At 68.3% G+C, this 12,489-nt stretch carries 10 protein-coding genes; all 10 read right to left on the minus strand.

Features of this window, described 5'->3' with window-relative positions; all coding sequences use genetic code 11:
- Positions 1-6: 6 nt before the first annotated feature.
- A complete protein-coding gene (locus VSR34_RS20790) occupies positions 7-588 on the minus strand; it encodes a DUF924 family protein (RefSeq protein ID WP_342963355.1) in 582 nt (193 codons plus the stop codon).
- A complete protein-coding gene (locus VSR34_RS20795) occupies positions 585-1,322 on the minus strand; it encodes an alanyl-tRNA editing protein (protein WP_028210429.1) in 738 nt (245 codons plus the stop codon). Before VSR34_RS20795 ends, VSR34_RS20790 begins: the two co-directional genes overlap by 4 nt.
- 201 nt (positions 1,323-1,523) lie before the next feature.
- Positions 1,524-1,934 (minus strand): group II truncated hemoglobin, encoded by a 411-nt coding sequence (locus VSR34_RS20800; RefSeq protein ID WP_028210430.1) that lies wholly within the window; start codon positions 1,932-1,934, stop codon positions 1,524-1,526.
- Between the two features lie 97 nt (positions 1,935-2,031).
- The gene (locus VSR34_RS20805; RefSeq protein WP_028210431.1) at positions 2,032-4,575 is read right to left on the minus strand and encodes an FtsX-like permease family protein; all 2,544 of its coding nucleotides are present in this window, start codon (positions 4,573-4,575) and stop codon (positions 2,032-2,034) included.
- 170 nt (positions 4,576-4,745) lie between these two features.
- Positions 4,746-5,360: a DUF4126 domain-containing protein gene (locus VSR34_RS20810; protein WP_028210432.1), complete on the minus strand. Its 615-nt coding sequence runs from the start codon at positions 5,358-5,360 to the stop codon at positions 4,746-4,748.
- A gap of 224 nt (positions 5,361-5,584) precedes the next feature.
- A complete protein-coding gene (sugE, locus tag VSR34_RS20815) occupies positions 5,585-5,905 on the minus strand; it encodes a quaternary ammonium compound efflux SMR transporter SugE (protein WP_342963356.1) in 321 nt (106 codons plus the stop codon).
- 101 nt (positions 5,906-6,006) lie between these two features.
- Positions 6,007-6,705 carry a two-component system response regulator KdpE gene (gene kdpE, locus VSR34_RS20820; RefSeq protein ID WP_342963357.1) on the minus strand — a complete coding sequence of 233 codons (699 nt, stop codon included), beginning with the start codon at positions 6,703-6,705 and terminating at the stop codon, positions 6,007-6,009.
- Positions 6,698-9,595, minus strand: coding sequence for a sensor histidine kinase KdpD (locus tag VSR34_RS20825; protein ID WP_342963358.1), 2,898 nt, complete (start codon positions 9,593-9,595; stop codon positions 6,698-6,700). The genes kdpE and VSR34_RS20825 overlap by 8 nt, the downstream gene beginning before the upstream one ends.
- Before the next feature lie 153 nt (positions 9,596-9,748).
- Positions 9,749-10,327, minus strand: coding sequence for a potassium-transporting ATPase subunit KdpC (gene kdpC / locus VSR34_RS20830; RefSeq protein WP_342963359.1), 579 nt, complete (start codon positions 10,325-10,327; stop codon positions 9,749-9,751).
- A 44-nt stretch (positions 10,328-10,371) separates the two neighbouring features.
- Positions 10,372-12,468 carry a potassium-transporting ATPase subunit KdpB gene (gene kdpB / locus VSR34_RS20835; protein ID WP_028210436.1) on the minus strand — a complete coding sequence of 699 codons (2,097 nt, stop codon included), beginning with the start codon at positions 12,466-12,468 and terminating at the stop codon, positions 10,372-10,374.
- Positions 12,469-12,489 lie beyond the last annotated feature (21 nt).

Consider the following 12,489-nt stretch of genomic DNA (forward strand, 5'->3'; position numbering starts at 1 on the left):
CGTTCGTTAGAACGACGATCCGCGTTCGCGCAGGAATGCCGTTTCCTCTTCCGTGGACGCGCGCCCGAGTTGCGCATTGCGATGCGGAAAGCGCCCGAAGCGTTCGATGACCTTCGCGTGCTGCACCGCGTAATCGTAGTAGCCCTGACCTTCCGGATCTTTTGCCAGCTCGCCGAAGAGCCGCAGCGACTCGCGCTGCGCCTCGATGCTCTCGGCATGCTCGAAGGGCAAGTAGGCGAACGCGCGGTGCTGCAGCGTGGGCAAGCGCAGATCGGCGCCGCTCGCCACCATCGCGCGCGCGATCGCGAGCGCCTTCTCGTCGGCGACGAACGCGCGCGGCGTGCCGCGATGGCAGTTGCGCGAAAACTGGTCGAGCACGATCACGAGCGCGAGCGCCCCCTCGGGCGTCGCGCACCAGGCGTCGAGTTCGCCCGCGTGGGCGGCGTCGACCAGCGCGCCGAAGCGTTCGCGCAACTGTGCGTCGAACACCGCGCGTTTGCGGAACCACATCTTGCGTTCGCGGCCGAACGCCTCCGTGCCCGGCGCACCGAACCAGAAGTCGAGCACCGCGCGCGGACCGGGATTCATTGCACGAGTTCGAGGACGAGGCGCCGCGTGCGTGCGCTCTTCTTCTCGAGCTTCGCGACGCGCAGCCCGCCGATCTCCTGCGTGTTGCGCACGTGGGTGCCGCCACAGGGCTGCAAGTCGACGTTTTCGATACGCAGCAGACGCACGCGGCCAAGGCCCATCGGCGGCTTGACGCTCATCGTGCGCACGAGGTCGGGGCGTTGCGCCATCTCGTCGTCGGTGATCCATTCGGTCGCCACCGGATGCGCGCCCGAGACGAGCTCGGCGAGCCGCGCCTCCACCGTCTCGCGCTCGATAGGCTCCACGGTCGCGAAGTCGAGGCGCGCGTAGTCGGTCGTGATGCTGCAACCGTCCACGGGGTAAGGCAGCACTGCGCACATCAGATGGCTCGCCGTATGCAGACGCATATGCCGATGGCGGCGCGCCCAGTCGATCTCGGCGCGCACGCGTGCGCCGGCGGCGAGGCGCGCGAGGAGCGCTTCCTGCCCGGGCGCGGGGACGTGCAACGCGTCGTCGGGCGTCGCGCCGTCGAACTTTGCCTTGCGCGTGTCGGCGATCTCGATGCGCGTGCCGTCGGCGAGCACCAGCGCGCCCGTGTCGCCGGCCTGGCCGCCGCCGAGCGGATAGAACACGGTCTGGTCGAGGCGCACGCCGTCGTCGCCGACGGCGAGCACGGTCGCCTCGCAATGCGTGAGATAGGCGTCTTCGCGAAAGAGCGCGCGGGTGGTCGTCATAGAGGGTGTCTCCTTGTTCCGTCTACCGGTGGCCGTGCGGCGCGCAATCCGCGTCTAACCCAAACCGCCTCGCCAAAAGGCCATTATGGCCGCGTAGCAGACGTCCTCGCCGGACAGCCGCAATCCGTGAGCGCCTGACTGTACTGGCCCACGAACCGGCACAATGGAGCGCAGCCGACCCGGCTCCAACCGGGCACCGCCTCAGCCCGGATGATTGCGCATCCAGTCGGCCGTATCGAAAAACGAATGGAGCAGGCGCTCGCGCAGCGGCTCGGGCAGGCCGACGTCTTCCATCGCCCAGGCCATGCAGCGCAGCCACTGGTCGCGCTCCGAAGAGGCGATCGCGAACGGCAGATGACGCGCACGCAGGCGCGGATGCCCGAAGCGCTCGATATAGTGGTCCGGGCCGCCGAGCCAGCCGCAAAGGAACCAGAACAGCTTGTCGCGCGAACCATCGAGCGTTTGCGGATGCATCGCGCGGATGCCCGCGAATTCGGCTTCGAGGTCCATCAGGTCATAGAAACGGTCGACGAGCTCGCGCACGCGCGCCTCGCCGCCGACGAGTTCGAAGGCCGTGGGTTTTTGCGGCGCTTCGTCAGCGGGATCGGTCATACGGTCAATACAATGCGAAATGAGGGACGGCCAAGCGCGCCATCGCGCCGCCGGCAAGCAGCGATTTTCGCATAGTGGCGCGGCGCGGGCTGGCGCGTCACGCGTCGCGCAGCGATTGCAATGCCGGCCGCGCGAGCACGTGCCGCAGGCTGATCCAGCCCCCCACGCCCGCGCAAACCACGCCCGCCGCGATGCCGGCCGGCAAGACCCATGGATCGAACGGGAGATAGAACTGGAAGACGTGCGTGGCGAGCACCGAGCCGACGGCCTGCGCGCCGATCGCCGCCATGAGCCCCGCGAGCGCGCCCACGGAGATGAATTCGGCCACCTGCACCGTGCGGACCTGCCGGTGCGACGCGCCCAACGCACGCAGCAGCGCCGACTCGCGCATGCGTTCGTCGCGCGTGCCTGCGAGCGCCGCGTAGAGCACCAGCACGCCTGCCGCCAGCGTGAAGAGAAAGAGGAACTGCACGGCGCCGATCACCTGCTCCAGCACGCGTTCGATCTGCGCGAGGATCGGCGCGATGTCGATGGCGGTAACGTTCGGATAGCGCGCCACGAGGCCATCCACGACCCCGCGCTGCGCGGGCGGCAGGTGAAAGCTCGTGATGTATGTCGCAGGAAAATCGCGCAGCAGCCCGGGCGGCATCAGGACGAAGAAGTTCACCTTGAAAGAACCCCAGTCGAGCTTGCGCACGCTCGTCACGGGCGCCGTCACTTCGAGGCCGGTCACGTCGAACTTCAGCACGTCGCCGGGCTTGACGCCGATGAGCTTCGCAAGGCCCTGCTCGATCGAAAGCTGCGGCGCACTGGAATCGCCGTACCAGGTGCCCGCCTCGATGCGGTTGTCGTCGGGCAGCGTAGTCGTATACGAGAGATTGAATTCGCGGTCTACGAGCCGCCGCGCGTCCTCGCTCTTGTACGAGTCGGGATTCACGGGCTTGCCGTTGATCGAAATGAGGCGCCCGCGAACCATCGGCTGGAGGTCGCTATCGGTCATTCCCGCAATGCCGTGCGTGCGCAGCCAGCTGGCCACGGCGCCGCGCTGATCGGGCTGGATGTCGATGAGAAACTCGTTGGGCGCGTCGGGCGGCGTGGACTTGCGCCAGCCTTCGACGAGATCGTTGCGTGTCATCGCGATCAACAAGAGGCACATCAAGCCGATGGCGAGCGCCGTGATCTGCAGCGCGCTCGCGCCGGGCCGCCGCTCGAGCGACGCCAGCGCATAGCGCCAGCCCACGCCGGCGCGCGTCTGACCGCCCAGGCGTCCACTGCGCGCCACGCGCGCCGCGCACCAGAGCGCCGCGCGCGCCACGCTCGCGAATACGAGCAGCCCGATGGCGAAACCACCGGCCACGATGCCGCCGAGCTTCAGCTCCCCCGCCGCGAGCACGAGGAGCCCCGCGAAGAGCGCAATCCCCACGCCATACGCTGCCCACGCGGCGCGCCCTTCGTCGCCCCACTCGCGGCGTAGCACCCGCACCGGCGGCACGCGCGTGAGCGGCAAGAGCGGCGGGAGCGCGAAGCCCAGCAACAGCACCAGTCCCGCGGCGATGCCCTCGATCACGGGCAACGGGCCGGGCTGCGGCAGCACGACGTCGATTAGATTGCCGAGCCATGCGAGCAGCGCGAGATGCCCCGCATAGCCGAGCGCGACGCCGAGCGCGCCGCCCACGAGCCCGAGACCCGCGAATTCCAGCACGAAGAGTGTGCGCAGCGTGCGCTGGCTCGCGCCGAGGCAACGCATGGCGGCGCAGGCGTCGAGATGGCGGCGCGTATACCGATGCGCGGCCATGGCGATCGCAACCGCCGCAAGCAAAGCAGTGAGGAGCGAGACGAGCGTGAGGAAGTGGCGTGCGCGATCGAGCGTCTCACGTACTTGCGGCTGGCCGTCCTGGAGCGATTCGAGCGCGACGCCGCGCATCTTGCCGCCCTCCACGCGCGCACGCGCCCAGGACGCGAACTGCGCGACGGCCGGATCGGCGCCCGCCACCAGCAGTCGGTAAGTCACGCGGCTGCCATAGCCGATCAAACCCGTCGACGCGACTTCGTCCGCGCGCATCATGAGGCGCGGCGAGAAGTTCACGAACGAAAATCCGCGGTCGAGTTCTTTCGTGATGAGCGCATTCACCGTGAAGGTGCGCGTGCCGACCTTGACGGTATCGCCGATGTGCACCTTGAGCGCTTCGAGCAACTCGTCGTCGACCCAGACGGTGCCGGGCGGCGGAATGCCCTGCGCCGCGTGGTCGGACGCCCCCGGCGCGGCCGCGATGCGCAGCGCGCCGCGCAGCGGATAGCCGGCCGAGACAGCCTTGATGGCCGCAAGGCGCGAGGCCGTCGCACTTGCGGCGGCGCCGGATGCTGCGAAAGCGGATGGCGCGCCCGAGCTGACCATGCTCGGGAAAATGGCGGTGGTCGCCGTGCGTAACGCCAGCGCTTGCGCCTCGCGCGCAAACATTGGATCGACGGGATGATCGGCGCGCACGATGAAGTCCGCCGCGATCATGCGCCGGGCATCGCGTTCGAGGCCGCGCTGCAGCCGGTCGGCGAGAAAACCCACGCTGGCTAGCGCGGCCACGGCGAGCACCAGCGCGAACAGCAGCATCGTCAGCTCGCCCGCTCGCCAGTCGCGCGCCGTCATCCGTGCGGAAAGATGCACGAGATCGGACCAGCCCGGCGTGGCCCGCACGGCGGCGGACCGATGCGTGCCGCCCCGGTCGCCGTTGGCCCCGGGCGGCTCGTCCTGGACGAGCCCCGGGCCACCGTCGCTACGCGCAGGCCTGCTGTTGGGGGAAGAAGGCGCGCCGCCGCTCAATCGTGATGACCTCGCAACGAAAGCCGCGAGACCATGTGCGCTGCCATGCCGCGGAAGCCGCCCTGCACGCCGCGCCACAGGCGCGGCAGCGCCCAGCCCGCCAGCACGAGAAACGCCACCAGCATGACGAGGAAGAGCAGCGGCACGAAGAACGCGAGCAGGACGCCCACGAACGTCATGCCGTCCTCGGCAGTCGACGTGACGACGTTCGACACGGGCTCGGGCGATAGATTGATGAGTGCGCGCGTGCCGGCCTTGGCGAGATGCGCCGTGCCCGCGAGCGTGCCGCCCGCGAGCGCGGCGACGGTCAACAGCGCCGGGTCGGCATGGCCGAGCGAGCCGGCCGCGAGTACGGCACCGGCCGGAATGCGAATGAAGGTATGCACCGCGTCCCACAGCGAGTCGAATGCGGGGATCTTGTCGGCGAGGAATTCGAGCACCGTGAGCACCGCGGCAATGCCGATCACCCATGGCGATGCGAGCACGGCAAGCGTGTCGGGCAGATGGATGAGCCCAAGGCGCTGCAGTACCCCGGCCAGCAGCACGGTGAGATAGAGGCGCAGGCCGCTGCCCCAGGACAGGCCCGCCGCTAGCGAAAGTGGTTCCAGCATGGCTGCCTCCTCGCGCGGCGCGGCCGGGGCGCCGGCGCTCCGCGTCTGAAGCGGGAGAGCATGAGCGACACGCGCATGCTCGCCGCTCATGCGGCGCGGAGTGTTATCGGGTTATGACCGTTCCATTATAGCCACCCTCGCTGCGGTGCCGCAGCGGGTGTTGCGCAGCCGCGGCACAAGCTCCTCGTCAAGGTATGCACAGCGAATTTGCGGCTGTAGTCGACTCAGACGGCCGAAGAAAGCTTCATGCCAACGAGACCGACCACGATCAGCGCGGCGCTCGCCACGCGCATGGCGCTCACCGTCTCGCCCAGCATGACGATGCCGAGCACGAACGCACCGACCGCGCCGATGCCCGTCCACACCGCATAGGCGGTGCCGAGCGGCAGCTGCCGCATCGCCATGGCAAGCAGCACGAAGCTGCTCAGCGCCGTAACGACGGTGAACACCGAGGGCCAGAATCGCGTGAAACCTTCGCAGGATTTGAGACCGGCGGCCCACGCCACTTCGAGCAGGCCAGCAATAAGGAGAAGAAACCAGGACATGGGGAACGCTCCATTCAAAAAATGGGGCCGTCCCCGATGAAATCGATACGCGCAAGGCCGTCCTTACGAAACTGTAATCATAGCACCGGCGAGGTGAAGGACTACTGCACACCGACCAGCCGATATCCCACGCCTGTCTCGGTGATGATGTGCTCGGGCTGCGCGGGGTCGCGCTCCAGTTTCTGCCGCAGATGCGCCATGTAGATCCGCAGGTAATGGCTGCTCTCCACATGCGACGGCCCCCAGACCTCGCGCAGAAGCTGCCGGTGCGTGAGCACGCGTCCGGCGTCGCGCACGAGCGTGGCGAGCAGGCGGTACTCGATGGGCGTGAGGTGCACCGGCGCGCCGTCGCGCGTGACCCGGCGCAATCCGAGGTCGACGCTCACGCCGCCGAAGCTCACTTGCGGCGCTTCGTTCGCGCCGCCGCGGTTGCGACGGCGCAACTGGGCGCGAATGCGCGCGAGCAGTTCCGAAACACCGAATGGCTTCGTGAGGTAGTCGTCGGCGCCGGCGTCGAGCGCGGCCACCTTCTCGCTTTCCTGGGTGCGCGCCGAGAGCACGATCACGGGCAGGTCGCTCCAGCCGCGCAGTTCGCGGATCACGTCGAGCCCATCGGTGTCGGGCAGCCCCAGATCGACGATCACGAGATCGGGCTTGCGCGTGGCCGCCTCGACGAGGCCCTGCTTGCCGGTCTCGGCGTCGTGCACGACGATCCCCTCGTCTTCTAGCGACGTGCGCACGAAACGGCGAATCTGCTTTTCGTCTTCGATCAGGACAACGGCGATGCTCGGGTCACTCATGGGCGGATTTGGGATCGTCGGTTGTCTGCGCCGCGGGCGTCCTCGGGGCGGGCTCGGATTCCGGCTCGTTCAACGCTTCGAGCGTATCGAGCGGCGCCGGCGACTCAGCCACATCCGCGGGAAGCGGCGGCGGCGTCTCCACGGGCAGCGCGAACCAGAACGTCGCGCCTTCCACGCGGCCGTCGGCGGCGACGCGATTGGCCGCGCCGATTGTACCCCCATGGGCCTCCACAATCGCCCGGCAGATCGCGAGCCCGAGCCCGATGCCAGGCTTCGCCGACTCCTTCTCGCCGCGCGTGAATTTTTCGAACACGCGCTCGCCCATGCCCGGTGGAAGACCCGGCCCGTTGTCCTCGACCGAGACGCGCACGAACGGCTGGCCGCCCTCCTCCACACGGCGCGCGGCGATGGTGAGCGGCGTGTCGGCGGGCGTGTACTTGGCCGCGTTTTCGAGCAGGTTCGAGAAGAGCCGCTCCATCAGCACGGCATCGAGTTGCAGCAGCGGCAAGCCTGGTTCGAGCTTCACTTGCACCGGGTGGTGCGCGAGCACCCGGCGGCAGGCGGCGAGCGCCGCCCCCACGGTTTCTTCGAGCACCGTCCACTGGCGGTTGAGCCTCAGGCTGCCCGCCTGCAGCCGCGCCATATCGAGCAGGTTCGTGACGATCCCCGTCATGCGCAGTGCCTCGTCGTGGATCGCCTCGATCAGTTCGCTCGAGCGCGAGTCGCGCGGCATGTCGGCCGGCTCATGCGTTTGCGCGAGCATCGACGAGAAGCCGACGATCGCCGTGAGCGGCGTGCGCAAGTCATGCGAGATGGCGGAAAGCAGCGAGTTGCGCAGCCGCTCCGATTCCATGTTGACGAGCGCGTCGCGCGCGATGTCCACGTAGTGCACGCGCTCGAGCGCGAGCGCGATCTGCGCCGCGAACGCGTCGAGCATGCGCTGCTGCTCGGGCACGTGCAGCTCGCGAGCGTCGCGGGGCACGACGGCGAGCACGCCGCGCGTGCGCATCGGCGCCCTGAGCGGCAAATAGCGCGCGGCGGCCGCCGGCAGCGTGTCGGTGCCGTGGCCGGCGGGCTTTTGCTGGTCGTACACCCACTGCCCCACGTCGAGGTCGAGGTTTTCGGCATCGAGCATGATCTTCGGATCGGGCTCCTCGATCTTCTGCTGCACCTTGTCGACGCTATCGGGCAAGAGCAGTGCCACGCGCGCGCCGAACACCTCGCTCACGTGCCGGCTGCCGATCGCCACGATCTGCTCGGTGGTGAGCGCCGCGGCCAGCTCGCGCGCCATCGCATACATCGCGCCCGTGCGCTGCTCGCGCCGCTGCGCGACGCTCGCCTCGCGGCGCAGGCTCGACGTGAGGTGGCTGATGACGAGCGAGGTCAGCAGCATGCCGACGAAGGTCAGCAGATATTGCGTGTCGGAGACCGAGAACGACATGCGCGGCGGCACGAAGAAAAAGTCATACGCCGCGACGCTCGCGAACGAGAGCATCACGCCCGGCCCGCGCCCGAGCTTCGTCGCCGCGAAGATCACGCCGAGCAGATACAGCATCACGAGGTTCGCGAGGTCGATGCGGTCGATCAACATGCTCGCGATGAGCGTCACGCCGGCGCAGATCGCGAGCGCGGCCGCATAGGCGCGCGGCGGCGAGCGCTCGGCGCCGCCCACCGCGAGCGCTTCGCGCCAGGCATTGGCGGCGCGCGCGGCCGCGCTTGCCGCGCCTTGCTCGCCGCTCGCGCGTACCGTCTCACCCGCTTTTGCCCGCACCAGCGTGAGATCGACGTCGCCGGCCTTCTCCGCGAGACGCTCGCCGAACGAGCGCTTGAGCCAGCGTGAAATGCCGGTGCGCAGCGATCCGCCCGCCACGAGCTTCGACACATTGCGCAGCCGCGCGTAACCGACCAGCGTGGTCGCCGCGTCTGCACCCGCGAGCGTCGCCGTTTCGGCGCCCAGTTCGGAAGCGAGCTTGAGCGCGCCGAGCGTGCGCTCGCGGACCGCATCGGGCAGGCGCTGGAGCCTCGGCGTCTCCACATACACGGCGATCCAGTCCGCCTTCAGGCTCGCCGCCAGCCGCGCGGCGGCGCGCACCAGCGCGTTCGCCTCGGGCCCCGGCCCGACGCAGACGAGCAGGCGCTCGCGCGCCTGCCACACGTGCTGGATCGAGCGGTCGGCGCGATACTCGCGCATCTGCGCGTCCACGCGATCGGCCGTGCGGCGCAGCGCCAGTTCGCGCAACGCGATCAGGTTGCCCTTGCGGAAGAAGTTGCGCACCGCGCGCTCGGCTTGCGCCGGCATGTAGACCTTGCCGTCGCGCATGCGGTCGAGCAACTCTTCGGCGGGCAGGTCGACGAGCGTCACTTCGTCGGCGCCGTCGAACACGCGGTCGGGCACGGTCTCCCATACGCGGATGCCCGTAATCTGCCCCACCACGTCGTTGAGGCTCTCGAGGTGCTGGACGTTGACGGTCGTGTAGACGTCAATGCCCCCATCGAGCAGTTCGTAGACGTCCTGCCAGCGCTTCATGTGGCGCGCGCCGGCCACGTTCGAATGGGCCAGCTCGTCGACGAGCACCAGTTGCGGCTTGCGCGCGAGCGCCGCGTCGAGGTCGAACTCTTCTAGCACACGCCCGCGATACGCGATGCGCTGGCGCGGCATCACTTCGAGGCCGCTGGTCAGCGCGGCGGTCTCGCTGCGCCCATGCGTCTCGACGATGCCCACCACGACGTCCACGCCTTCCTCGGCGCGGCGGCGCGCGGCCTGCAGCATCGCATAGGTCTTGCCGACGCCCGCCGAGGCGCCGAAAAAAACCTTGAGCTTGCCGCGGCGGCGCTTTTCTTCGTCGCGCTGGAGGCGGTCGAGCAGTTCGTCGGGATCGGGGCGGTTCATGCGAAGGTCGGGATGCGAGGTTGGGAATGCACAGCACGTGATGTCACGGACCACGAAAGATCGTCTCACCGCGGCACCGAAATGGCAAACCGCATGCACCGCGCGTCGTGCGCCGTGCATGCGGATGAAGCGCTGATGCCGCTCGAGCGTCGCTCAGCTCGCCTCTTTGCCGTCGAGCGCGAGGTTCAGTTCGAGCACGTTCACGCGCGGCTCGCCGAGCACGCCGAACTGGCGGCCCTTCGTATGCCGATCCACGAGCGCCTGCACATCATTCGCGCTCAGGTGGCGCGCCTGTGCGACGCGCGCCACCTGGTAGGCGGCGGCGGCGGGCGTGATCTCGGGGTCGAGGCCGCTGCCCGAGGACGTCACGAGGTCGACAGGAATGGGCTGCGAGACATCCGTACCCGCCGCCTTGAGGGCGGCGATGCGGCCTTTGACTTCGTCGGCGAGCGCCGGATTGGTCGGCCCGAGGTTCGAGGCGCCGGAACCCGTCGGGTTGTAGGGCATCGGCGTGGTGGCCGAGAGACGGCCCCAGAAGTACTGGGGCGCGTCGAACTGCTGGCCGATGAGCGCGCTGCCCACCACCTTGCCGTCGACTTCGACCAGACTGCCGTTGGCCCGGCGGTGGAACGCGGCCTGGCCGAAGGCGGTCATCACGGCCGGATACACGAGGCCGGTGATGACCGTCAGCACGGCGAAGATCACGATCAGAGGACGAAACTGCGATTTCATTTTGGTTTCCTATGTATCTATCCGTGTGTGTCGGCGGACGTGGATCAGACCCAGCCGAACGCGGCGAGCACCATGTCGATCAGCTTGATGCACGGGAATGGCAGCAAGATGCCGCCGAGGCCGTAGATCAGCAGATTGCGGCGCAACAGCGTCGCGGCGCCGAGCGGCCGGTACTTCACACCCTTGAGCGCGAGCGGAATCAGCATCACGATGATCAGCGCGTTGAAGATCACCGCCGAGAGGATCGCCGACGACGGCGAGCTCAAATGCATGACGTCGAGCACGCGCAGTTGCGGGTAGGTCGTGGCAAACGCCGCGGGGATGATCGCGAAGTACTTCGCTACGTCATTGGCGATCGAGAACGTCGTGAGCGAGCCGCGCGTCATGAGCATCTGCTTGCCGATTTCGACGATCTCGATGAGCTTGGTCGGGTTCGAGTCGAGGTCGACCATGTTGCCCGCTTCCTTCGCGGCCTGGGTGCCCGTGTTCATCGCCACGGCCACGTCGGCCTGCGCGAGCGCCGGGGCGTCGTTGGTGCCGTCGCCCGTCATCGCCACGAGCTTGCCCTGCGCCTGGTGCTCGCGGATCGTTGCGAGCTTGGTTTCAGGCGTGGCCTGCGCGAGGAAGTCGTCCACGCCGGCTTCGGCGGCGATCGCGGCCGCGGTCAGGCGGTTGTCGCCCGTCACCATCACGGTCTTGATGCCCATCTTGCGCAGCTCGGCGAAGCGCTCCTTGATGCCGCCCTTCACCACGTCCTTCAGCTCGATCACGCCGAGCACGCGCGCCGTGCCGTCGTGCATCTCCGCCACCACGAGCGGCGTGCTGCCCCGGCGCGCCACGTCGTCCACGGCGTGTTCGACTTCGGCCGGGAAACGGCCGCCGCGCGCTTGAACGTACTGCTTCACGGCGTCGGCGGCGCCCTTGCGGATTTCGCGCCCCGGCAGATCCACGCCGCTCATCCGCGTTTGCGCGCTGAAGGCGATGAAATCCGCGTGCAGCGGACCCATGTCGCGCTGGCGGATGTTGAAACGCTGCTTCGCGAGCACGACGATGCTGCGGCCTTCCGGTGTTTCGTCGGCGAGCGACGAGAGCTGCGCGGCGTCCGCGAGCACCTCTTCGGTCACGCCCGGGGCGGGCACGAACATCGACGCCTGACGGTTGCCGAGCGTGATCGTGCCGGTCTTGTCGAGGAGCAACACGTCCACGTCGCCGGCGGCTTCCACCGCGCGGCCCGACGTCGCGATCACGTTGGCCTGCATCATGCGGCTCATGCCGGCCACGCCGATCGCCGAGAGCAGACCGCCGATGGTCGTCGGAATCAGGCAGACGAGCAGCGCCACGAGCGCCGTGATCGTGACCACGTGGCCGACCGAATGTGACAAATGAGCGGCTTCGACCGAGAACATCGAGAACGGCAGCAGCGTTGCAGTGGCAAGCAGCAGCACGATGCTTAGCGCGACCAGCAGGATCGTGAGCGCGATTTCGTTAGGCGTTTTCTGGCGCTTCGCGCCTTCGACCATCGCGATCATGCGGTCGAGGAACGCTTCGCCGGGGTTCGCCGTCACGCGCACGACGATCCAGTCGGAGAGCACGCGCGTGCCGCCCGTCACCGACGAAAAGTCGCCGCCCGACTCGCGGATCACGGGCGCCGATTCGCCCGTAATCGCCGATTCGTCCACCGATGCCACGCCTTCGATCACTTCGCCGTCGGCCGGAATCGTGTCGCCGGTCTCGACCAGCACCACGTCGCCGCGGCGCAGGTCGGACGCCGTCATGATGCGGATCGGCGCTTTCGGATGCGGCTCGTTGAGCTTCTTGGCCATCACGTCTTTCTTGGCCTGGCGAAGCGATGCGGCCTGCGCCTTCGAGCGCCCTTCGGCGAGTGCTTCCGCGAAGTTCGCGAACAGCACCGTGAACCACAGCCAGAGCGCGACCGCGAGGATGAAACCCGCGGGCGCTTCGGCCTGGCCCACGAGCGCTGCGATCCAGAGGATCGTCGTGAGCACGCTGCCCACGTACACGCAGAACATCACGGGGTTGCGCAACTGCGTGCGCGGGCTGAGTTTTCTGAACGAGTCCACGACGGCCGGGCGCAGCAGCGCCGGATCGAACATGGACCGGGTTGCACTATGCTGATTCATTTTCGTTTCGCTCATGTTGCG

Origin of the sequence: Paraburkholderia sp. JHI2823 (assembly GCF_038900695.1) — a bacterium.
Taxonomy (GTDB): Bacteria; Pseudomonadota; Gammaproteobacteria; order Burkholderiales; family Burkholderiaceae; genus Paraburkholderia; species Paraburkholderia mimosarum.